Origin of the sequence: Alkalimonas delamerensis, from assembly GCF_030717955.1 — a bacterium.
Taxonomy (GTDB): domain Bacteria; phylum Pseudomonadota; class Gammaproteobacteria; order Enterobacterales; family Alteromonadaceae; genus Alkalimonas; species Alkalimonas delamerensis.
Genome location: NZ_JAUZVY010000004.1, coordinates 266294 through 287133, shown reverse-complemented (window position 1 = coordinate 287133; position 20840 = coordinate 266294). Strand labels below are relative to the sequence as shown.

The 20840-nt window shown below is 54.5% G+C and carries 23 protein-coding genes; 12 read left to right on the top strand and 11 right to left on the bottom strand.

What is annotated here, in order from left to right:
* Positions 1–22 precede the first annotated feature (22 nt).
* Both proC and Q3O59_RS11490 read right to left on the bottom strand, forming a co-directional pair.
* On the bottom strand, positions 23–838 hold the full coding sequence (gene proC / locus Q3O59_RS11495; RefSeq protein ID WP_305945759.1) for a pyrroline-5-carboxylate reductase: 816 nt from the start codon (positions 836–838) through the stop codon (positions 23–25).
* Complete coding sequence (locus Q3O59_RS11490) at positions 831–1529, bottom strand: YggS family pyridoxal phosphate-dependent enzyme (RefSeq protein WP_305945710.1); 699 nt, start codon at positions 1527–1529, stop codon at positions 831–833. The genes proC and Q3O59_RS11490 overlap by 8 nt, the downstream gene beginning before the upstream one ends.
* A gap of 29 nt (positions 1530–1558) precedes the next feature.
* Between Q3O59_RS11490 and Q3O59_RS11485 the strand changes: the two genes are divergently transcribed.
* The 5 genes from Q3O59_RS11485 to Q3O59_RS11465 all read left to right on the top strand — a co-directional run bounded on the left by Q3O59_RS11485 (position 1559) and on the right by Q3O59_RS11465 (position 5660).
* A complete protein-coding gene (locus Q3O59_RS11485) occupies positions 1559–2611 on the top strand; it encodes a type IV pilus twitching motility protein PilT (RefSeq protein WP_305945709.1) in 1053 nt (350 codons plus the stop codon).
* Positions 2612–2620: 9 nt separating this feature from the next.
* Complete coding sequence (locus Q3O59_RS11480) at positions 2621–3745, top strand: PilT/PilU family type 4a pilus ATPase (RefSeq protein WP_305945708.1); 1125 nt, start codon at positions 2621–2623, stop codon at positions 3743–3745.
* A gap of 29 nt (positions 3746–3774) precedes the next feature.
* Positions 3775–4200 (top strand): CBS domain-containing protein, encoded by a 426-nt coding sequence (locus tag Q3O59_RS11475; protein ID WP_305945707.1) that lies wholly within the window; start codon positions 3775–3777, stop codon positions 4198–4200.
* 91 nt (positions 4201–4291) lie between these two features.
* Positions 4292–5155 (top strand): EamA family transporter, encoded by an 864-nt coding sequence (locus Q3O59_RS11470; RefSeq protein WP_305945706.1) that lies wholly within the window; start codon positions 4292–4294, stop codon positions 5153–5155.
* Positions 5156–5222: 67 nt separating this feature from the next.
* Positions 5223–5660, top strand: a complete 438-nt coding sequence (locus Q3O59_RS11465; RefSeq protein WP_305945705.1) for a CBS domain-containing protein — start codon at positions 5223–5225, stop codon at positions 5658–5660.
* 41 nt (positions 5661–5701) lie between these two features.
* Here the strand turns inward: Q3O59_RS11465 and Q3O59_RS11460 are convergent, their stop codons facing one another.
* From Q3O59_RS11460 to hisG, 9 genes are all read right to left on the bottom strand, one after another.
* Positions 5702–7393 (bottom strand): PocR ligand-binding domain-containing protein, encoded by a 1692-nt coding sequence (locus Q3O59_RS11460; RefSeq protein WP_305945704.1) that lies wholly within the window; start codon positions 7391–7393, stop codon positions 5702–5704.
* 114 nt (positions 7394–7507) lie between these two features.
* A complete protein-coding gene (gene hisIE, locus Q3O59_RS11455) occupies positions 7508–8122 on the bottom strand; it encodes a bifunctional phosphoribosyl-AMP cyclohydrolase/phosphoribosyl-ATP diphosphatase HisIE (protein ID WP_305945703.1) in 615 nt (204 codons plus the stop codon).
* Positions 8123–8684: 562 nt separating this feature from the next.
* The gene (gene hisF / locus Q3O59_RS11450) at positions 8685–9458 is read right to left on the bottom strand and encodes an imidazole glycerol phosphate synthase subunit HisF (protein WP_305945702.1); all 774 of its coding nucleotides are present in this window, start codon (positions 9456–9458) and stop codon (positions 8685–8687) included.
* A complete protein-coding gene (hisA, locus tag Q3O59_RS11445; protein WP_305945701.1) occupies positions 9440–10177 on the bottom strand; it encodes a 1-(5-phosphoribosyl)-5-[(5-phosphoribosylamino)methylideneamino]imidazole-4-carboxamide isomerase in 738 nt (245 codons plus the stop codon). Before hisA ends, hisF begins: the two co-directional genes overlap by 19 nt.
* Positions 10174–10770 (bottom strand): imidazole glycerol phosphate synthase subunit HisH, encoded by a 597-nt coding sequence (gene hisH / locus Q3O59_RS11440; RefSeq protein ID WP_305945700.1) that lies wholly within the window; start codon positions 10768–10770, stop codon positions 10174–10176. The genes hisA and hisH overlap by 4 nt, the downstream gene beginning before the upstream one ends.
* The gene (gene hisB / locus Q3O59_RS11435) at positions 10770–11840 is read right to left on the bottom strand and encodes a bifunctional histidinol-phosphatase/imidazoleglycerol-phosphate dehydratase HisB (protein WP_305945699.1); all 1071 of its coding nucleotides are present in this window, start codon (positions 11838–11840) and stop codon (positions 10770–10772) included. The genes hisH and hisB overlap by 1 nt, the downstream gene beginning before the upstream one ends.
* On the bottom strand, positions 11837–12937 hold the full coding sequence (hisC, locus tag Q3O59_RS11430; RefSeq protein ID WP_305945698.1) for a histidinol-phosphate transaminase: 1101 nt from the start codon (positions 12935–12937) through the stop codon (positions 11837–11839). Before hisC ends, hisB begins: the two co-directional genes overlap by 4 nt.
* Entirely contained in the window at positions 12927–14264 is a 1338-nt protein-coding gene (gene hisD, locus Q3O59_RS11425; RefSeq protein WP_305945697.1) for a histidinol dehydrogenase, read from the bottom strand. Before hisD ends, hisC begins: the two co-directional genes overlap by 11 nt.
* 3 nt (positions 14265–14267) lie before the next feature.
* Positions 14268–15176 carry an ATP phosphoribosyltransferase gene (gene hisG, locus Q3O59_RS11420; protein ID WP_305945696.1) on the bottom strand — a complete coding sequence of 303 codons (909 nt, stop codon included), beginning with the start codon at positions 15174–15176 and terminating at the stop codon, positions 14268–14270.
* A gap of 502 nt (positions 15177–15678) precedes the next feature.
* On the opposite strand from hisG, the gene Q3O59_RS11415 reads away from it, so the two are divergent.
* From Q3O59_RS11415 to Q3O59_RS11385, 7 genes are all read left to right on the top strand, one after another.
* Positions 15679–15921: a hypothetical protein gene (locus tag Q3O59_RS11415; protein WP_305945695.1), complete on the top strand. Its 243-nt coding sequence runs from the start codon at positions 15679–15681 to the stop codon at positions 15919–15921.
* 55 nt (positions 15922–15976) lie between these two features.
* Positions 15977–17911, top strand: a complete 1935-nt coding sequence (gene yoaA / locus Q3O59_RS11410) for a DNA repair helicase YoaA (RefSeq protein WP_305945694.1) — start codon at positions 15977–15979, stop codon at positions 17909–17911.
* 69 nt (positions 17912–17980) lie between these two features.
* On the top strand, positions 17981–18664 hold the full coding sequence (tsaB, locus tag Q3O59_RS11405) for a tRNA (adenosine(37)-N6)-threonylcarbamoyltransferase complex dimerization subunit type 1 TsaB (protein ID WP_305945693.1): 684 nt from the start codon (positions 17981–17983) through the stop codon (positions 18662–18664).
* 83 nt (positions 18665–18747) lie between these two features.
* Positions 18748–19044, top strand: a complete 297-nt coding sequence (locus tag Q3O59_RS11400; protein ID WP_305945692.1) for a hypothetical protein — start codon at positions 18748–18750, stop codon at positions 19042–19044.
* 76 nt (positions 19045–19120) lie between these two features.
* Positions 19121–19858: an SDR family NAD(P)-dependent oxidoreductase gene (locus Q3O59_RS11395; RefSeq protein WP_305945691.1), complete on the top strand. Its 738-nt coding sequence runs from the start codon at positions 19121–19123 to the stop codon at positions 19856–19858.
* The gene (locus Q3O59_RS11390; protein WP_305945690.1) at positions 19855–20346 is read left to right on the top strand and encodes a DUF2878 domain-containing protein; all 492 of its coding nucleotides are present in this window, start codon (positions 19855–19857) and stop codon (positions 20344–20346) included. Before Q3O59_RS11395 ends, Q3O59_RS11390 begins: the two co-directional genes overlap by 4 nt.
* Positions 20327–20827, top strand: coding sequence for a chalcone isomerase family protein (locus Q3O59_RS11385; protein ID WP_305945689.1), 501 nt, complete (start codon positions 20327–20329; stop codon positions 20825–20827). Before Q3O59_RS11390 ends, Q3O59_RS11385 begins: the two co-directional genes overlap by 20 nt.
* The last annotated feature ends 13 nt before the right edge of the window (positions 20828–20840 follow it).

The following is a 20840-nucleotide window of genomic DNA, read 5'->3' as shown; positions in this document are numbered from 1 at the left end:
AAGTAGTTTGTTTCTGCATCGTTCAAAGTGTTTCTGCCATCTCACGGGCGCGGCGAATCGCGGCCTGCATGGCATTACTGACCATGGTTTCAAGGCCGGCATCAGCGAAGCTGGTGACTGCCTCATGGGTGGTGCCCCCTTTGGAGGTGACCTGGCTGCGCAATTCGGCAAAACTGTGCTGACTCTCCAACGCCATGGTGGCTGCGCCCATAGCCGTTTGTGCCACCATTTTCTTTGCTTGCTCTGGTGCAAAGCCCAGGGTTTCTGCTTCTTGTTGCATTGCCTGCATAAAAAAGAAGAAATAAGCCGGTGCACTGCCGGTCACGGCAATAACATGATCGATCTCAGCTTCTTGCTCCAGCCAGACCGTCATGCCGGTGCCTTTAAACATGGCATCAACAAAGGCTTTTTCGTAATTGGAGCAGCGGCTTGGGAAAAGCCCGGTGACACCAAGCCCTACCAATGAGGGGGTGTTGGGCATGCTGCGCACTAGTCGTACTTCGCCCAGCCAGCTTTCATAACGGCTAACCGGCAAGCCAGCAGCTACAGTCACGAACAGCTTCTCACGGATTTCAGGCGCATGCTCGACCAGATGCTGGCATACTTCGGCCATCATTTGTGGTTTCACCGCCAGCACAATCACATCGGCCTGACGCACTGCTTCCAGATTATCCAGGCAGGTACGGATGCCATAATCCTCAGCCAACTGCGTTAATTTGGGTTGAGTACGATTGCTGGCAATAATATTGCTGGCCGGATAACCTGATTTGATCATGGCTGCAATCACGCAGCGCGCCATATTGCCGGCGCCAATAAATGCCACCACGTTGTCATTCATGTCTTTCATAATTCCTTGCGCCAAAAATTGCGGTGCCCAATCGTATCATAGTTGCGCCGTATCGTAGAGCCAGTTGCCAGTCATCGCTCATCCCCATCGAGAGTTCGGTGGCCTTGGGGTAATGCTGTTGCAGTTCCTTACTAAGTTGCTGCATGCTGGCGAAGGCTGTTTCCACTTGTTGCTGTGCACTGGGTGCTGGAATTGTCATCAACCCTTTCAGCTCAAGGCCTGGTAAAGCATCCACCGTTTTGGCCAGCGGCAAGATAGCCTCTGGCGTTATGCCCGCCTTACTGCTCTCCTGACTAATATTAACTTGCAGCAAGACCTTCAGTGCTGGCATGTTGGTTGGACGCTGGGCGGACAAACGCTCGGCAATTTTTACCCGGTCCAAGCTGTGGCACCAGCTGGCCGCTTCGGCAACCAGTCGTGTTTTATTCGATTGCAAAGGACCGATGAAGTGCCAGCACAGCTCTGTGTATTGCGAAAGCTGTTGCACTTTTTCAGCCAGTTCCTGCGGGTAGTTCTCACCAAAATGACGTTGACCGGCAGCGTAAGCGGACAAAATATCACTGACCGGTTTGGTTTTGCTGACGGCGATTAATTGCGCATTTGCTGCACTTGGCCCAAGCTTAGTGCATTCCTCTGCAATTTGTCGGTAGGCGCTTTGCAAGCGTTCTGCTATGGTAGTCATATACTCTATTGTATTAAGTGAGAATTGTTATGGATATTACTGAGTTACTGGCATTTAGTGTGCAACACAAAGCTTCCGATTTACACCTCTCTGCCGGGGTGCCGCCATTGATCCGGGTGGATGGTGATGTCCGCAAGCTGAATATTCCTTCGTTGAATCATAAAGAAGTTCACGCCTTGGTGTATGAAATTATGACCGATAAACAACGAAAAGAATACGAAGAAAACCTGGAAACAGATTTTTCTTTTGAAGTGCCAAACCTAGCTCGCTTCCGGGTCAATGCCTTTGTGCAAAACCGCGGGGCGGCAGCGGTGTTTAGGACCATCCCAAGCGATGTGTTGACGCTGGATGATTTGGCCGCGCCGGATATTTTTAAAACGATCTCAGAAAATCCGCGGGGTCTGGTGTTGGTCACTGGGCCGACCGGCTCGGGTAAGAGTACCACCCTGGCGGCGATGATCGACTACATCAATACCACCCGTTACGATCATATTTTGACCATTGAAGACCCCATCGAATTCGTCCATCAAAACAAGCTATCTCTGATTAACCAACGTGAAGTCCACCGCGATACCCACAGCTTCAAAAATGCCTTACGCTCGGCCTTGCGGGAAGATCCCGATGTTATTCTGGTTGGTGAGCTGCGGGATCTTGAAACCATTCGACTGGCGATGACTGCGGCTGAAACCGGTCACCTGGTGTTTGGCACCTTGCACACCACCTCAGCACCGAAAACCATTGACCGTATTATTGACGTCTTTCCCGGCGAAGAAAAAGACATGGTTCGCTCCATGCTATCAGAATCGCTGCGGGCCGTTATTTCGCAAACCCTGCTAAAGAAAATTGGCGGTGGCCGGGTCGCTGCCCATGAAATTATGATCGGGGTTCCTGCCATTCGTAACTTGATCCGGGAAGACAAAATTGCCCAAATGTACTCGGTGATCCAAACTGGAGCGGCACAAGGCATGCAAACCATGGATCAATGTTTGGTTAACCTGGTCAATCGTGGCATGGTGTCGCAAAAAGATGCCCAGGGCAAAGCTCAGGACAAAAACACTTTTAGTACCATGGGGCGGATGTAGGGAGGGACTATGGAGCTACTCGATTATTTGCAAAGCATGGTGGACCAAGGAGCATCCGATCTTTTTGTGACCGCAGGAATGCCAGTCGCTGCCAAGGTCAATGGCGAGCTGGTGCCCATCGCAGATCAACCCCTTAGCGAAGACGACTCTTACCAACTTGTTGTGTCGGCCATGACGGAGAAGCAAAAGCAGGAGTTTGTGGTCAGTAAAGAATGCAACTTTGCTATTTCAAACCAGGCGGGGCGATTTCGGGTATCTGCCTTTTGGCAACGCGATCATGCAGGAATGGTGATCAGGCGCATCGTGACCGATATTCCCAATGCCGATGATTTGGGGCTGCCTCCTATCTTAAAAGAAATCATCATGTCCAAACGCGGGCTGGTGCTTTTTGTCGGTGGTACCGGTACCGGTAAGTCGACCTCACTGGCGGCTCTGCTTGGCTACCGCAACCGCAATGCCAAAGGTCATATTCTGACCATTGAAGACCCGATTGAGTTTGTGCACGAACACCACAAGAGTCTGATTACCCAGCGTGAAGTCGGCATTGATACAGAATCATTTTCTGCGGCTTTAAAAAGCTCGCTGCGTCAAGCGCCAGATGTGATCCTGATTGGTGAGGTGCGCGATATGCAGACCATGGAGTATGCGTTGTCCTTTGCCGAAACCGGTCATCTGTGTGTAGCGACCTTGCATGCCAACAACGCCAACCAAGCCGTTGACCGCATCATGCATTTGGTACCAAAAGAAATGCACCAAAAACTGCTGTTTGATTTGTCGCTGAACTTGCGGGCAATTGTTGCTCAGCAACTGGTGCCAACAGCCGATGGAGCTGGCCGTGTCGCTGCCATTGAGGTGCTGCTGAACTCGCCGTTGGTGGCTGATCTGATTGCCCGGGGACAAGTGGGCGAAATCAAGGCGGTGATGGCGAAATCGCGCGAACTTGGTATGCAAACCTTTGATCAGGCCTTGTATGATCTCTATGAGCGCGGCAAAATCAGTTATGCCGATGCATTGCATCATGCCGACTCGCCAAACGATTTGCGTTTGATGATCAAGCTGCGAAGCAATGACACCAGAGGTTCAGGGCTGCTGTCTGGCGTCACTATTGAAGGTTTTGAAAAGCCGGATGAATAATCTCGTTCTGGTGTTGATTTAGGAAGGCTATGAGCCGTATCGGAACCATCATGAGCCATAAAGTGCAAACCACGACTGAGGATGCCAGTTTGTCATCCTTGCGCGAGGTGTTCTCTGCGGCCAAGTTTCAGCACCTGCCGGTGGTGGATAGCTCGGGTCGGTTGCAAGGCATTATCTCGGTGAAAGACTACTTTCGTGCGCTGAGCCCGGTAATGGACTCGGCCTTTGAAACCAGTGTCGAGAACTACATTCAAAGCCGCCGGGTCCGTCATGTGATGACGTCCCCGGCAATCAGTGTATCGGATAAAACCAGCATCAAAGAAGCAGCCAACTTGTTGTTGCAATACAACATTGGTTGCTTGCCAGTGGTGGATGCCGAGCAACGCTTGCTCGGCATTGTGTCCTGGAAGGATGTGCTGCGATTTGCGTTGCAGCCCAAGGATAAAGGAGCTTGACACGGGTTCGCCAAAAGTAGCGCTCAAACTTCAGCTTCGTTTCCGCTATACTGATCAGGTTGCCCTTTCCTGACTCCCGAGACTCCCTGTTATGTCCGACACCAATCTCAAAACCTTGTTGTTGGCCGTGGTCAGCGTGCTGCTGGCCATGGTGTTTATTCAGTCGGGCGCTTCTGTTGCCAAGCAACTGTTTCCATTAATTGGCCCAGAGGGCACCACAGCCCTTCGGGTTGGCTTCTCGGCATTGATTCTCTGGCTGGTGTTTCGTCCCTGGCGGCACTGGCCGAAAGGACGCCAATGGCAGGCACTGATCATCTATGGTGGTTGTCTTGGTGGCATGAATATCTTGTTTTACATGGCGATAGAACGGATCCCGCTAGGGGTAGGAGTGGCGCTTGAGTTTACCGGTCCCTTGGCGGTGGCTTTGTTGTCATCACGAAGAAAGCTGGACTTGCTCTGGGTGGGATTTGCGCTGGCCGGAGTGTTTTTGCTGATGCCGGACATGCGGGGGGCTGATGCGCTTGACCCGGTTGGGGTTGCGTTGGCATTGGCAGCAGGCGGTTGTTGGGCCGGTTACATCTTGTTTGGTCAACGAGCCGGTCATTTGGCCCCCGGCGGTGCTACTGTGGCGCTGGGCATGACCATTGCCGCACTGTATCTCTTTCCTTTAGGGGTGCTGACTGCTGGCACGGCAATGTTCCAATGGCAGGTACTGCCACTGGCTTTGATGGTGGCCCTGATGTCGAGTGCTTTGCCGTACAGTCTGGAAATGGTGGCATTAAAGCGGTTGCCCGCGAAAAACTTCAGTGTCTTGATGAGTGTTGAGCCCGCTGTGGCCGCTGTGGCCGGCCTTTTGTTGTTGGCGGAGTTTCTGACCCTGTGGCAATGGCTGGCCATTGCCATGGTGATCACCGCCTCGTTGGGCAGCAGTCTTACCAAGCCAGCTAAAGTTTGATCTGTATCGGGAAAGTTGGCGCGAATTTGGCTAAGCTTGCATTAAATCCGAGCAAGGAGATCTGATTATGACCGCAAAAACCGTGGCGCAGTTAATGACAGCCAACCCATTATTCGTGCGCCGTGAGCAAAGCCTGAAAGATGCGCATGATTTGATGCGAAGCAAGAATATCCGCCATATACCGGTGTTGGATCAACAAGACAAACTGGTGGGGGTGCTGACACAGAAAAAAATGATTGCTACTGTGATGGGGCTGCTGGCCAAATACGGCACCAGTGCGATGGAGCGCAAAGAAAAGCAGCAGCTGATCGGTGAGTTGATGGATACCGACTTTGCCACGGTGCAGCCAGACCAACCCTTGCAGCAAGTCATCAGCTATTTTTTAAAGAATAAACACGGCTGTTTGCCGGTAGTCGACAGTGAAGACAATCTGCTGGGCATCCTGACCTCCTCAGATTTTGTAAGGCTTGCAGGTGACTTGCTGGCTGGGGGCGACAAAGAGTGAATTAACTAACTCTGCACTTCAGCAAAGAAATGGTTTCAGCTTTAATTTTGGTACCAACTGGTCTGACTGTGCTGTTTTTTTGCTGTATACATGGCTGCATCGGCCCGTCGTAACAGCTCATCGCTGCTGCTTTCCCCCATAAACAACACCAAACCAATGCTGCAACTGCATTGATGCATGCTACCGCTGGGGAGTGGGTGAGGGTGCAGCAACCGTTGTTGGATTTTAGCGGCCAGGGCTTCCAGCTGCTGGCGTGCTTTGGCCTCGTCGCTGTCCATATCGCGTATTAACACAACAAATTCATCCCCGCCAAAGCGTGCTACCGTATCGGCGCTGCGGACGCTTTGCTGCAAGCGGCTGGCAACCTCTACCAGCAAAGCATCACCAATTTTGTGGCCATAGAGATCATTGACTGGCTTAAAGTTGTCCAGATCAATAAACATCAAGCCGGCGTACTTTTGGCTGCGCTGACTGGCTGCTATAACCTGCAGCAGGTGCTCTTCCAGCAAGCGTCGGTTGGCCAAGCGGGTGAGGCTGTCGTAAAATGCCAGTTGCCGAATTTGCTGACTGCTTAGGCTGCGACTAATAGCCAGTTCGGCCAGTTTGCTGTAACTGTTGATTTTATCCAGCAGTTGCGGCGAGGGTTCGGCAGGTTGTTTTGAGTAAATAGCAAAGGTCCCCAGTACTTTGCCCTCAGAAGTAATGACCGGCTGTGACCAGCAGGCTCGAACGCCAGCCAGCTCTGCCAGAGCCAGATAAGGTTGCCAATAAGGATGCTGTTGAATATCACTGACGATCACGGTTTCTTTGGTGAAAGCCGCTGTGCCGCAGGAGCCGACCCCTACACCGATTTGGACACCATCGATGGCTTGATTGTAGGCATCTGGCAGCGAAGGTGCTGCGCCATGGCGCAGAGTTAGACCATCCTCATCCAGTAATAAAATGGAACAAATCGCTCCAGAGTGCAGCGCCTCCACTTGCTGTACTAAGTGCCGTAACACAGTGCTAAGTGGCGCTCCCTCACTGATCTGTTGCAAGATGGTATTTTGCATCTGCAGCTCTTGGGTGCGTTCTGCTACCAGCTGTTCGGTATGCTTCAGGCTTTGTTGGTAGCGGCTATTGAGCAAACTAAGCTGGCTGATTTGCAGGGCCAGCGCTGAGAGCATATTGAGTATGGCTGGTAGCTTGGCTTCATTCACAATTGGCACTTCATCAATGGCGGCTAAGTATTCCGTGACATCAAAGCCGGCTTGTTCAGCTTGCCTGGTAAAGTAGGCAATATCAGGCTCGCTGGTAAAAAACTGACCGATAAAAAGATTGGCAATATGGCGGTCTTCCAGAAAAATTGGGGTGGCGCAGTCGATCAAGCCGTTGCGGCAGCGGTACACCGAGTAGTTTTTGCCTTGCTCCAGTTGCAGTGCAAGATCCCGGTCGCTTTCGAGACAGCGGCTTAAGGTATCGGGAGCTTGACGATGGAAGTGGGCACAGGCGCGCTGCCAGTGCGAGGATGCTAATACTTTACCTTGCATATCGATGAGTGCAATGGGAATGCCCATCACTTGCAAAAAGTTCTCGAACAGAATATTCAACTGGGAAAAGTCAATTGCGGCTACCAATTCTTCGGCAACCGTCTCATCAGGTGCTGGCAAAGCCTGATTCCAGTCACTGGTTATTGGGTCCAGCATCTGGATCAGGTTGGCCTCACGGTGCAGGTGGGGCTGTTTTTTCGTCATGACTTGCTAAGTCTAGCCCAAGCTGGTTGCAAAGAGGGCAATGCATGTATTATTTCAGTCGGCATTTTGAACAGAACTGTATGCCGAGCTTGCCAGTACTGTAGCGCTACTCAGTTAGCGATGGCGTGCTTTTAACACCTCAAGTACATCGCTTAGCTCAAGCTGCTGACTTTGCAGCAACACCAGCAAATGAAACAGCAAATCGGCGGCTTCATTTTTCAGTTCTTCCCGATCGCCAGCCATGGCCGCCAGGGCGGATTCGACACCTTCTTCACCGACCTTTTGCGCGATGCGCTTCACCCCTTTGGCAAAGAGGCTGGCGGTGTAGCTGCTTGCAGGATCGGCCTCTTTGCGGCTTTGAATCACCTGCTCTAAATCGTACAAGAAGCTGAGCGCCGGGCTGTTGCTTTGATCGTCGTGCCAGCAGGTTTCGGTGCCAACATGGCAGGTCGGGCCCTTGGGCATCGCCAGCACCAGGATGCTGTCATCATCGCAGTCGCTGCTGATGGCAACCAAGTCCAGGGTATGACCTGAGCTTTCGCCCTTGGTCCAGAGCCGTTGTTTGCTGCGGCTAAAGAAAGTAACTTTTTCACTGCTAAGGGTGTGGCTGAGCGCTTGCTGATTCATATAGCCCTGCATCAGCACTTTGCCGGAGATGGCGTGCTGAACAATGGCTGGCAGCAGGCCGGTGTCGGGCCATTTGAGTTGGCTGATGGTGTCTTTATTCATGGTCGCTTCTCAAGTTTGTTTTATTTAGTTTATGGTTTCACTGGCTACACACCAAGCTTTGCAAGCAACAGGAGCAGGCTGCTAAGCGGAGCTTCTTTGGCATGGATGCCAAAGCAGAGCCTACAGGGATGTATTCACGGCGTCTCCGTGTGCAGTCTCTCTTGTTGCCTACACCTGTTTATTGCCACCGGGCTGACCAATGGTGATTTTTCCGGGACACGCTGTAAACCCATCCCTGGGCGCTCTTGAGACGCCGTCCGGGCGTCTCAGGTTCCCGGAAAAACACCATCCGGTCACCCCTGCACCGCGGTCTGCAAGCAACAGGAGTAGACTGCTAAGCGGAGCTTCTTTGGCATGGATGCCAAAGCAGAGCCTACAGGGATGTATTCACGACGTCTCCGTGTGCAGTCTGCTCTTGTTGCCTACACCTGTTTATTGTCACCGGGCTGACCAATGGTGATTTTTCCGGGAAACGCTGTAAACCCCTCCCTGGGCGCTCTTGATACGCCGTCCGGGCGTCTCAGGTTCCCGGAAAAACACCATCCGGCCATCCCTGGATATCTCAGGGTCTAATAGACACCCCAGCGGCAATCAGCTGTGCCTTTAAATCGGCAATCTCAATCACCGCTTTGTGAAACACGCTGGCCGCCAGAGCGCCATCGACATCGGCTTGCTGGAACACCTCGGCAAAGTGCTCAATTGCCCCGGCGCCACCACTGGCGATCAAAGGCACCTGACACAAAGCGCGAATGGTCGAGAGCTGGGCAATATCATAGCCTTTACGTACCCCATCCTGATTCATGCAGTTCAGCACAATCTCACCAGCACCCAGTTGCTGTACCTCTTGCACCCAGTCGCGGGTCAGCCAGCGGGTCTTTTGGGTACGGCTTTCGTCACCGGTAAATTGGTACACCTGATACTGACCACTGGCGACATCAAAGAAACTGTCGATGCCGACCACCACACACTGCTGACCAAAGGTATCGTGCAGCTCGCGCACCAGTTCAGGCCTAAGCAGCGCCGGGCTATTGACCGAAATCTTATCGGCACCCATTTCCAGAATGCGGCCGGCATCCTCAACGCTTTTGATGCCACCCGCGACGCAAAACGGAATATCAATTACTTCAGCGATGCGCTGCACCCAGCTTTTATCGACCACCCGGCCATCGCTTGAGGCGGTGATGTCGTAAAACACCAGTTCATCGGCACCGGCTTTGGCGTAGCGCTCGGCCAGCGGCACGATATCGCCGACAATTTCGTGGTTGCGAAATTGCACCCCTTTGACGACTTTACCATCCCGCACATCCAGGCAGGGTATTATCCGTTTTGCCAGCATGCTATGGCCTCCTCAAGGGTAAACTTGCCTTCCAGTAAGGAGCGGCCCAGGATCACACCGGCCACGCCGGAGCCACGCAGGGCGCGGATATCGTCCAGGCAGCCAATGCCACCGGATGCCTGCCAGGCAATTTGTGGGTAAGCCTTGGTCAGCTCCTGATACAAAGCGACATTGGAGCCGCTTAAGGTGCCATCTTTGCTGATATCGGTGCATAGCACATGCCGGGCGCCGGCGGCAATAAAGCCATCCAGCACCTGCTCTAAGGTCACATTGGAGGCTTCAATCCAGCCATGGCTGGGCAGGGTTTTCTCGCCTTCAGCGTTAATGGCCACATCCAAGGCCAGCACGATGCGTTCACCGCCATAGGTTCTGAGCCAGCTTTGCACCAGTTCGGGCTGGCGAATGGCCAGGCTGCCAATCACTACCCGGCTGGCGCCCGCCGCTAACAGCTCCTGCACATCCTGCTCTGAGCGCACACCACCGCCGACCTGGATGTGAAGCGGGGCCTTGGTCATCAGCTTGGTCAGCAAGGCCAGTTGGCGCTTGCTGGCATCTTTGGCGCCGGATAAATCCACCACATGCAAAATGGGTGAGCCGGCAGCCGCGTATTGATCGCGCAGTGCCAGCGGGCTGAAACTGTATTCGGTGGTTTGGTCGTACGAGCCCTGATACAGCCGGACTATTTGGCCGTCGATTAAATCAATGGCAGGAATAATCATGGTTGCCACTCCAGAAAGTTTTGCAGTAAACGGGCGCCGGTTTTGCCGGAGCGCTCCGGGTGAAACTGGGCACCGGCCACATTGCCTTTGCCAATCACTGCTGAAAAATCGTTGCCGTAATCGCACAGCGCTAGGCTATAACGGTTGGGAGCCACCCCAAAGCTGTGCACAAAATAGACGTAATCCTGGGGATCAAAACCAGCCATCAGTGGGTGCTCGCTGATGCTGTGTAAGGTGTTCCAGCCCATATGCGGTAGGCGCAGGCCATTGGCCTGCAGCGGCAGCACTTCACCCGGGATCAAATTCAGGCAGGGCACATCGCCCTCCATGCTGTGGGCGGTCAGCAGCTGCATGCCAAGGCAAATTCCCAGCAACGGCTGCTGCACTGCTTGCAGGCATTCGATCAGTTCACGCTGCTGCAGGTTCTGCATGGCCTGACGGGCACTGCCAACGCCCGGCAGCACAATGCGGCTGGCGGCTTTGATGGCACGTGGATCCTTGCTGATGGTGGCGTCTGCTCCCAGGCGCTTGAAAGCAAAATACACCGAGCTGATGTTGGCGCAGCCGGTATCGACAATAACCAAACCGCTCATTACAGCACCCCTTTGGAGCTTGGCAGGGCCTCGCCACTGACGGTAATGGCCTGGCGCAGGGCCCGGCCAAAGGCTTTAAACAAGCCTTCCACCTGATGGTGTTTGTTGCCTTCGGTGATGCTCAAATGCAGCGTCATCAGCATGGCATCGCTGAGGGAGCGGAAAAAGTGCGGCACCATTTCCAGGTTCAGGCCACCGACCAGACCATCGCCGAGTTCGGCGTTGAATTTAAACAAAGGGCGACCGGATAAATCCATCACACATTCGGCGCGGCACTCGTCCATCGGCAGCACAAAGCCAAAACGGTTGATGCCACGCTTATTGCCAAGGGCTTTTTTCAGTGCCTGACCCAGTGCCAGCGCCGTATCTTCCACGCTGTGGTGATCGTCGATGTGCAGATCGCCTTTTACCGTGACCTGCAACGAGAAGTTGCCGTGGGTGGCAATTTGCTCCAGCATGTGATCGAAAAAGCCAATGCCGGTATCAAACTGGTTGTTGCCAGGCTGATCCAGGTCCACCGCCACCCGGATATCGGTTTCGCGGGTGGTACGAACCACTTCGGCGCTTCGGCCCCGGCTTAAAATACGCCGGGTGATTTCGGCCCAACCCAGGCTGTCACGCTGGTATTGGAATGACGGCAGCCCCATGTTTTCTGCCAGCTGCACATCGGTCTGACGATCGCCAATGACATAGGAGTTGGTAAAATCGATTTTGCCTTGCTGCAGATAGTCTTTGACTAAACCCAGTTTGGGTTTGCGGCAACTGCAGTTGTCATGCTCAAAGTGCGGGCAAATCAGCACATCGTCAAACTGAATGCCTTGCGAGGTCAGCAGCTGCATCATCTTGTCGTGCGGCGCATCAAAGGTTGGGCGCGGGAAGCTGTCGGTCCCCAGGCCATCCTGATTGGTCACCATCACCAGCCGGTAACCGGCGGCCTGCAATTTCAGCAAGGCCGGCACCAGGCCGGGTTCATACACCAGCTTTTCCAGGCTGTCTAACTGTTTATCGATGGCGGGCTCTTCCACCATGGTGCCGTCACGGTCAATAAAAAGGATCGGTTGGCCACTCATGCCGTTGCTTCCTGTGAATTGGGGGTGCACGCACCCGTGTTGCTAAAATAGTCCTGCATCGCTTGTTGCAGCGCCTGCATCTCATCCGGGCTGCCAATCGACACCCGCACCACTTCCGACAAGCCAAGCTGTGCCGATTGGTTGCGGATCAAAATGCCCTGCTGTTGCAGTGCACTAACGCAAGCGGCGGCATCCGGGACCTGCAGCAGCACAAAGTTGGCCTGGCTGGGCCAAACCCGCGATACACCTGGCAGTGTGCTGGCAAAGGCACTGAATTCAGCGCGCAGTTGATTGATGATGGCGACGCTTTGCTGCATGCGGGCAATGCCTTGCTCTGATAAGGCCTGCACCGCAATTTGCGCCACCGGCTCGGCAATGGGGTAGGGCGCGATCATTTGCTTTAAGGCGTTGATCACCTCGGGCGCAGCCAGGGTAAAGCCACAGCGCAGGCCGGCCAGCGCAAAGGCTTTGGAGAGGGTGCGCAGGATCACCAGGTTCGGGTACTGCGCCAATAAATCGACCACTGATGCCTGCATGACAAACTCAATGTAAGCTTCATCCACCACCACCAAAGCGCTGCTGGCAAAGTGCTCCAGCACGCTGACAATTTGCTGGCGGCTAATCAGGTCGCCGGTCGGATTGTTCGGGCTGCAAATAAACACCAGCTTGGCTGCGACCTGCATCAGGGCTTCAACATCCAGGCTGGCATCCGGTTGCAGCGGCACGATGACGGAGGCGACCTGATTGCTCTCGGCGCTGATGGCGTACATGCCGTAGGTCGGTGGGCAGATGGCAATGCGATCTTTGCCCGGCTCACAGAAACTTCGGATCAGCAGTTCAATGCCTTCATCGGCGCCGCGACTGACCAACACCTGCTCCGGGCGAACGCCGGCGTAGCGGGCATAGCTTTCAATCAGCGCAGCCGGTTGGCAGGAAGGGTAGCGGTTAAACTGCCCGCTGAGCTGGTACTCGCTTGCCAGTGCATTCTCATTGGCATTGAGCCAGCTGGCGCCACCACTCATGCTGCGTCTGGCCGAGGCATAGGGCACAATGGCCTGCACGGAGGCGCGGGCCAGTTCAGATATCTTAACGTTCATTGACAGATGCCCCTTGTTTTGGATCCAGTTGTTGTAAGCGCAAAGATACGGCTAAGGCATGAGCACCCAGCTGCTCGGCTTCGGCTAAGGTGACAATGGCCGGGCCTATCGCCTGCATGCCCGCTGCCGTCAGTTTTTGCACGGTAAAGCGGCGGTAAAAATCGGTCAGCGATAAACTGGAAGCGGTGCGGCTGTAGCCATAGGTCGGCAGCACATGGTTGGTGCCACTGGCGTAGTCCCCGGCAGACTCCGGCGTCCAGGGGCCGACAAAGATGCTGGCAGCGCTGGTAAATTGCGGCACCAGGGCATCGTCGTTGTACGTTTGCACAATTAAATGCTCCGGCGCATAGGCATTGGTGACGGCTACCGCTGTCGCCAAGTCGGCGGTGCAAATAGCCCGGCTGTGACTCAGTGCCTGGCGGGCAATATCGGCCCGTGGCAGGATTTTGAGCTGCTGCTCCACTTGCTGCAGCACTTTGTCGATCAGCGGTTGACTGGGGCTGACCAGCAAGACCTGCGAGTCCGGCCCGTGTTCGGCCTGCGACAGCAAGTCGGCGGCGACAAAAGCAGGGTTGGCGCTGTCATCGGCCAGTACCAGCACTTCGGAAGGCCCGGCCGGCATATCAATCATGGCGCCTTGCGCATCCTGACTGACTTGCTGCTTGGCTTCGGTGACATAGCGGTTGCCAGGGCCAAAAATTTTATCGACCTTGGGGATGCTTTGTGTGCCATAGGCCAGGGCGGCAATGGCCTGAGCGCCGCCAATGGTAAAGATTTGCTGAATGTCACAAAGCTCAGCGGCATAGACAATTTCCGGAGCAATATCCGCAGCCGAAGGCCGTCCCGGAGGCGTCACCAGCACGGTGCGTGGGCAGCCGGCCAGCTGGGCTGGTACACCCAGCATCAGCACGGTGGACGGCAACGGAGCACTGCCGCCCGGAATGTACAAGCCAACCGAGCCAATTGGCCGCTGGCGCAATTCACAGAAGACACCCGGCGTGGTTTCGACCTGAATATCGCTGGGCTGTTGGGCGGCATGAAAACGACGGATATTGCCATAAGCCAGCTCAATCGCGGCTTTACGCTCGGGCTTAAGCTCTGCTATCAAGGCGGCTCGCTGCGCTTGGGACAACAGCAAGGCATTGTCGGCCAGGCCATCAAACTGGGTGCTCAGACGTTTGAGCGCCGCATCGCCATCGCGGCGTACTTCGGCAATAATGCCTGCCACTGTGGTGGTAAGCCCCGCCGAGTCTGGCAGGCTGGGCCTGGCCAGAGCTGCGGCTTGTTCGGCAGCACTTAGCTGCTGCCAGTTCAGACACTGCGTCATGTCTTACTCCATCATCTTCTCAATCGGTAGCACCAAAATGGAGCTGGCGCCTAAGGATTTTAATTGCTCCATGGTTTCCCAGAACAGGGTTTCGCTGCTGACCACATGCACCGCCATCTGATCGTCATTGCCAGCCAGTGGCAGCAGGGTTGGGTTTTCCGCGCCTGGCAGCAGCGCAATAATGTCGCTTAGTTTGGCTTTGGGCGCATGCAGCATAATGTACTTGCTTTCATTGGCCTGCATAACGGCATTGATGCGTGGCATCAGGGTGTTGATTAGCTTTAACTGGGCAGCGTCGGCCAGATCTTTACGCTGAATCAGCACCGCCTTGCTGCGGTAAATGACTTCGACTTCCTTCAGGCCGTTGGCCTCCAGGGTTGCGCCGGTTGAAACTAGGTCACAGATGGCATCGGCCAGGCCGGCCCGGGGCGCTACTTCGACCGACCCTTTTAAGGTGACGATGCGGGCTTGCACTCCTTGCTGCTTCAAGTAGCGATTCAGTAGTCGCGGGTAGGTGGTAGCAATGGTTTTGCCGTTCAGGCTGGCCGGGCCATCGTAGGCCGACTCTTGCTGCACGGCGATGGATAAGCGGCAGCCGCCGAAATTGAGCCGGCTAAGCACGGCATAATCGCAGGGCTCGTTATCCAGCTGGCGCTGCAAGGACTCTTCTTCCAGCACGTTTTCGCCGACAATGCCAAGATCGCAGACACCATCCATTACCAGGCCGGGGATGTCGTCGTCACGAACCCGCAGGATATCAATCGCCATGTTTTCAACATGCGCAATCAACCGCTGCTCACGTAAATTAATTTTCAGGCCGCAGCTGCCAAGCAGCGCCTGGGATTCCTGCGACAGGCGACCGGATTTTTGCATCGCAATCCGTAGGCGGTTGGAATTTTGGTTAAACGTCATGTTGGTACTCCGAAATCAATAAGAAAAAACCCCGGGCTCTCCCGGGGTTTCTGCAAGCTGCCACCGGAGGAACCAAACATCAGCCCTCCGACAAAGCCGGATGGCTTAGTAATGATGATGGTGGCGGTGAATGAGATTCAGGCTCATCGCTTGCTCTTTGTTGTTTGTTTGTTGTTATACAACTTATCCTTTTTGCTCCCAGCTGACAAGTGTTTTCAATCAAAAAACAGCAGTTTCGTATTTCTATTAAGTTTATGTTATTATTGGCCATTATTTGTTTTTCGTCGTTTTGACTTAAAACCTTCATCCAATATTTAAGCTAGGTAATGTATTATTTTGTCGATATTTTACACTTGTTGTATAGTCATTTCAGTTGTGTTCTGAAACCTGCATGTTGTTCTGGTGTCAAATCTACTAGCTTAATGTAAAAGCTTACTTAATTTTTTTTTCTGGCAGCCGATAACAAGCTAAGCTTTTAACGACTTAATCATGGAGGCGGGCAATGGATGTCATTATTCCATTTTTGCAGCGCACCCCGGGTACCCCAGTCGATCAGGAACCCAGGGTAGTCCCGCCTGTGTTTAAAGAAGCCCGGTTAACGCCACTGAAGAAAGAACGCGATCAGCGCGATGACCACTATGGCGGGAAAAAACGCCAAGCCGGCAGCTTGCCAGAAGCACCGGAAACCACACCAGAGGATCAACAAACCGTCGACGAGGACGGCCATGTCGATATCTATATCTAAGCCTTATCTGCTACCATAGCGCCACAACATTATCTTTACCTTGGTTAAGGCAGGCATGGCATCCATTCGCGCAGAGGTGGCAGCAGCATTTCGTCCAGCAGGGCCTTTGGCCCGTCAGATCCCAGGCTTTCGCGCCCGCGATGCGCAGTTGCAGCTGGCCGATCGCATCGCCCATGCCATTGAAAAGCAAAGCGTGCTGCTGGCCGAAGCCGGTACCGGTACCGGCAAGACCTTCGCCTATCTGGTGCCGGCGCTGTTATCCGGCCAGAAAGTGCTGATCTCGACCGGGACCAAGAATCTGCAGGAACAACTGTTTCACCGTGATTTACCCAGCATGACCGCCGCTTTGGCCAGTCCTTTGCAGTTGGCCTTGTTAAAAGGCCGCGCCAATTATCTTTGCCTGTACCGGTTGGAGCAGCATGTGGCCCATGTGCCGGTGGCCGAGCCGCAGTTGATGCAGGATTTAACTTTAATCAACAAGTGGGCAGCCGAAACCCAAACCGGCGATATCGGTGAGCTGACCTACATTGCCGAAGATTCCAAAGCTTTGCCCTATGTCACCAGCACCACCGACAACTGCCTCGGTAAAGACTGCCCGGTGTACGAAGACTGCCATTTACTGAAAGCCCGCAAAAAAGCTCAGGCGGCTGATCTGGTGGTGGTGAATCACCATTTGTTTTTTGCTGACTTGGCGATTAAAGACACCGGCTTTGGTGAGCTGCTACCGCAAATGGATGTGTTTGTGTTTGATGAAGCGCATCAATTGCCGGATTTAGCCTGCGATTACTTTGGCGAGCACGTTTCCAGCCGGCAGTTGCTGGAGCTGTGCCGCGACCTGGATCTGGCCTGCAAAACCGAACTGCGCGATCACCCTCAGCTGCGCAAAATCACCGACAAAGTCGCGCAGCAGGTGAAAGACTGGCGCTTGCAGTTCCCGGTAGAGCCCGAGCGGGGCAACTGGCGTGAGCGCAGTCAGCAACCGCAGATGCAAAGCATGATGCAGCGTTTAACCGAGAGTATGGAGTTGCTGTATCAGGTCCTGAAGGAAAGCTTGGGCCGCAGTGACGCCGTTGATCACTGCTTTGAGCGGCTGGCGCAAAACCGCAATCGCCTGCAAAAACTGATCGATACCAGCAAGCCGGATGTCAGTCTTTGGTACGACACCAGCCGCCTGCATCTGACCTTGCACCTGACGCCGCTGAGCATTGCGGAAAAATTTCGCGAGGTGGTGTTTGCTGGCCAAAAAAGCTGGGTTTTTACTTCGGCCACGCTTTCGGTGGATGGCGGCTTTGCCCATTATCAGCAGCAAATGGGGCTGGAGCAGGCCGATACCCTGCTGCTGGACAGTCCCTTTGATTACCTGCAGCAGGCACTGCTCTGTGTGCCGCGTTATTTGCCCGAGCCGCATCAGCATCAGGCGATGCAGCAAGCCTTACTCAACACCGCCATACCGCTGATTGAGGCCAATCAGGGCCGCTGCTTTATGCTCTTTACCAGTCATCGCATGTTGAAGTGGATGGCCGAGGTGCTGCCAGAGCAGATTCGTCAGCCGGTGCTGGTGCAGGGCCAAACCAGCAAACGGGTACTGCTGGATAAGTTTGTGCAGCTGGACGATGCCGTCTTGCTTGGCACCAGCAGCTTTTGGGAAGGGGTGGATGTGCGTGGCGATGCGCTGAGTCTGGTGATTATCGACAAACTGCCCTTTGCCAGTCCGGACGATCCTTTGTTGCAGGCCCGGATGGAAGCCAGCAGCAAGCAGGGCGTGGATCCCTTTGCTGCCGTGCAACTGCCGCAGGCGGTGATCAGCCTAAAGCAAGGCGTAGGGCGTTTGATCCGTGATGTGACCGATCGCGGTGTGCTGGTGATTTGCGACAACCGGCTGGTGACCCGGCCTTACGGTGAGGTTTTTTTAAAAAGCCTGCCACCGATGCGCCGAACGCGCGATCTTACGACGGTACTTGGCTTTATTGCCGACAAAGAGAATTTGTAATCCTTGGCACTTTACAGCCAGCCAAGGTAAAATCCGCTGTCTTTTTGGCTGTGACCTCTGGAGTATGGCGTGAAATTACTGGCCCTGGATACCTCAACCGAAGCGTGCTCTGTGGCTCTGCTGAATGGCAATGAGCTGCTGACGCTTGATGAAGTCTGCCCACAGCAGCACAGCAAGCGGGTGCTGCCAATGGTGCAGCAACTACTGACCGACAGTGGTCTAAGCTTAGCCCAGCTCGATGGCCTGGTGTTTGGCAAAGGGCCGGGCAGCTTTACCGGTGTGCGGATTGGCGTTGGGGTGGCGCAGGGGCTGGCGTTCGGTGCCGACTTACCGGTCTACGGTGTTTCGACCCTGGCCGCCATGGCGCAGGCCGCTTACCGGCAGTTGCAGGCCAGCCAGGTGCTCGCAGCCATCGATGCCCGTATGGCCGAAATCTATTTTGGCCATTATCAACTGGATGCCAATGGCCTGATGCAGCTGCAAGGCCAAGAGCAAGCGGTTAAACCGGACCAATTGGCCCCGCTTGATTCTGGTAAGGATTTTACCGCGGTGGGCACTGGTTGGCAGACTTATGCTGAAGTGCTGCAGCAATGGCAGTCAGCAAAAAGCAGCGATATTTTGTACCCATCGGCGCAGGATATGTTGCCCCAGGCCAGGCAGGCGTGGGATGCGGGTCACTTTGTTGCCGCCGAGCAGGCAGAGCCTAGTTATGTAAGGGATACTGTCAGTTGGCAAAAGCTGCCAGGGCGTTAGTTGGCTCTTTCTGGTTACTTGGCACTGCCGCCGACACTGGTTATACTTCAGTCAATCATTTATTTTTTTGCTGAGCCACTGCCTTGAGTTTTAGTCTGGAAAATAATCTTGCTGCTACAGGCGTTGCCGGGATCTTTCGGGATACCACGCCACGGCCTGCCCGGCCGCAACAGCCAGCTGTTAACTCGGAACTACCGCAAGGGCAGGGCATCCGCCGCTCTGAAAAAGCACTGGATACACTGGAGCAAAACCGCAGCCGGCAAAATGCCATGCCAGCTGGGGCTCAGGCATTGCAAAAAACCGCACTCTACCAGGACATTGCCAACCAGCAGCAACGCTCTGAACTGCAATCCATGCTGGGCATAGACCTGTACGCTTAACTTTCCGTTTCAATCCAGCTGATCTTCCTGCTGATCCCAGTCGTAGAATACGATATTGCTCTACATTGGATTGATCATGCCCTGTTGTTTAATTACCGGTGCCAGCTCCGGCATTGGCCGCCAGCTTGCCCTGGACTACGCCCGGGCCGGTTGGCAGGTGCTGGCCGTCGCCCGCTCAACCGATGCGCTGGAAGCCCTGGCTGCTCAGCATAACGGCATCCGTCCGGTGGTGGCCGATCTGACCCGGGCTCAAGATGTGGCCGCGCTTTGTCAGGGCATTGCCGAATCCGACCAGCCGCTTGATTTGGCGGTTTTAAACGCCGGCACCTGCATTTATGTCGATGCAGGGGATTTGCAGCTGTCAGACTTTGAGCAAACCTTCGCCATTAATTTCTTTGCCATTGTCCGGTTAAGCGCCGCCTTGCTGCCCTTGTTGCAGCAGTCGAAGCAAGGGCGGCTGGCACTGGTGAGCAGCCTGGCGCACTACTTTCCCTTTACCAGGGCCGAAGCCTATGGGGCCAGCAAGGCGGCGGTCAGTTATTTTGCCGACAGTTTGCGGGTTGATTGGGCCGACAAGGGGGTGGCGGTGACTCTGATAGAACCCGGCTTTGTCGATACACCGCTGACGCAGAAAAATGACTTTGCCATGCCGTTTTTACTCAGTGTCGAGGATGCCAGCCAGCGAATGCTGACAGGGCTGAGCAAGGGCAAGCCTCGCATCCGTTTTCCCAAACGCCTGGTCTGGTCGCTCAATCTGCTGCGGCTGCTGCCGTACCCGCTGCGGATCAGGGTAGCCGGGGGAATGAAACCATGAACTGGCGCGCCGTGATTGGCTTTGAACTCGGCTGGTTGGCGCTGGTGTATTTTCAACATCTGGCGATGCTGCCGGTGGCCATCTACCTGCTGTGGGCCTGGTGGCGTTTGCCGAAACCCAGGCAGATCCTGGTGTTGCAACTGGCGCTCTTGGGGATAGCTATCGACAGCGTCTTGGTGCTCAGCGGGGTGTTGCAGTTTACCACCACCACCTGGTTGCCCGCCTGGTTCTTGCTACTCTGGTGTTTGTTTGCGCTGGCGGTAGTGGAGGTCTTTGCAGCCTTGCTCAAACCCCTTTGGCTGGCACCTATTCTCGGTGCTGTTGGTGGGCCCTTGTCTTATCTGGGGGGTGCTGTTCTAAGTGGTGGTCAGTTGCTGATGCCTTTGGGCTGGGTTTCCTGGGCCTGCCTGGTGCTGATCTGGGCGGGTCTGGCCGCTTATTATGGTTCGTTAAATAAGGAGCGATTGCATGCGCAAAAACTTGCTTAGTGTTGTTCTGCTGGCGTGGCTGTGGCCGGCTGCTGCCATGCCGGATTTGCAACTGGTTGGCGAAGGCAGTTTTCGCTATCTGTTCTGGCAACTGTACGACGCCCGGTTAAAAACCAGTGATGGCAGTTTCGATGGCTATCAAAACAATGCACCGGTGCTGCTGGAGCTAACCTACAAACGCAGCATCAGCCGTGACCAGTTTATTGATGCTACCGTGGATCAGTGGCAGCATCTGGGACACAGCAGCGAAGCACAGCAACAAGACTGGGCCAATCAGCTCAAAGGCATCTGGCAGGATGTCGGGCGTGGCGATCGTTTGGCCGCTTTGCTGCAACCGGATATGACGGTGGATTTTTTCTTAAACGGCGAAGCGATAGGCAGTGTCAAGGATACCGAGTTTGGCCCTTTGTTTTTTGATATCTGGTTGCACCCGGATACCAGTGCTCCAACGCTGCGCCGCCAGTTGCTGGCGGCGCGTTAAACGCGCTAGCTCA

Excerpts from the sequence above, each read along its gene's own strand:
- proC (WP_305945759.1), bottom strand. The coding sequence starts at position 838 with ATGAATGACAACGTGGTGGCATTTATTGGCGCCGGCAATATGGCGCGC.
- Q3O59_RS11490 (WP_305945710.1), bottom strand. The coding sequence starts at position 1,529 with ATGACTACCATAGCAGAACGCTTGCAAAGCGCCTACCGACAAATTGCA.
- Q3O59_RS11485 (WP_305945709.1), top strand. The coding sequence starts at position 1,559 with ATGGATATTACTGAGTTACTGGCATTTAGTGTGCAACACAAAGCTTCC.
- Q3O59_RS11480 (WP_305945708.1), top strand. The coding sequence starts at position 2,621 with ATGGAGCTACTCGATTATTTGCAAAGCATGGTGGACCAAGGAGCATCC.
- Q3O59_RS11475 (WP_305945707.1), top strand. The coding sequence starts at position 3,775 with ATGAGCCGTATCGGAACCATCATGAGCCATAAAGTGCAAACCACGACT.
- Q3O59_RS11470 (WP_305945706.1), top strand. The coding sequence starts at position 4,292 with ATGTCCGACACCAATCTCAAAACCTTGTTGTTGGCCGTGGTCAGCGTG.
- Q3O59_RS11465 (WP_305945705.1), top strand. The coding sequence starts at position 5,223 with ATGACCGCAAAAACCGTGGCGCAGTTAATGACAGCCAACCCATTATTC.
- Q3O59_RS11460 (WP_305945704.1), bottom strand. The coding sequence starts at position 7,393 with ATGACGAAAAAACAGCCCCACCTGCACCGTGAGGCCAACCTGATCCAG.
- hisIE (WP_305945703.1), bottom strand. The coding sequence starts at position 8,122 with ATGAATAAAGACACCATCAGCCAACTCAAATGGCCCGACACCGGCCTG.
- hisF (WP_305945702.1), bottom strand. The coding sequence starts at position 9,458 with ATGCTGGCAAAACGGATAATACCCTGCCTGGATGTGCGGGATGGTAAA.
- hisA (WP_305945701.1), bottom strand. The coding sequence starts at position 10,177 with ATGATTATTCCTGCCATTGATTTAATCGACGGCCAAATAGTCCGGCTG.
- hisH (WP_305945700.1), bottom strand. The coding sequence starts at position 10,770 with ATGAGCGGTTTGGTTATTGTCGATACCGGCTGCGCCAACATCAGCTCG.
- hisB (WP_305945699.1), bottom strand. The coding sequence starts at position 11,840 with ATGAGTGGCCAACCGATCCTTTTTATTGACCGTGACGGCACCATGGTG.
- hisC (WP_305945698.1), bottom strand. The coding sequence starts at position 12,937 with ATGAACGTTAAGATATCTGAACTGGCCCGCGCCTCCGTGCAGGCCATT.
- hisD (WP_305945697.1), bottom strand. The coding sequence starts at position 14,264 with ATGACGCAGTGTCTGAACTGGCAGCAGCTAAGTGCTGCCGAACAAGCC.
- hisG (WP_305945696.1), bottom strand. The coding sequence starts at position 15,176 with ATGACGTTTAACCAAAATTCCAACCGCCTACGGATTGCGATGCAAAAA.
- Q3O59_RS11415 (WP_305945695.1), top strand. The coding sequence starts at position 15,679 with ATGGATGTCATTATTCCATTTTTGCAGCGCACCCCGGGTACCCCAGTC.
- yoaA (WP_305945694.1), top strand. The coding sequence starts at position 15,977 with ATGGCATCCATTCGCGCAGAGGTGGCAGCAGCATTTCGTCCAGCAGGG.
- Q3O59_RS11395 (WP_305945691.1), top strand. The coding sequence starts at position 19,121 with ATGCCCTGTTGTTTAATTACCGGTGCCAGCTCCGGCATTGGCCGCCAG.
- Q3O59_RS11390 (WP_305945690.1), top strand. The coding sequence starts at position 19,855 with ATGAACTGGCGCGCCGTGATTGGCTTTGAACTCGGCTGGTTGGCGCTG.
- Q3O59_RS11385 (WP_305945689.1), top strand. The coding sequence starts at position 20,327 with ATGCGCAAAAACTTGCTTAGTGTTGTTCTGCTGGCGTGGCTGTGGCCG.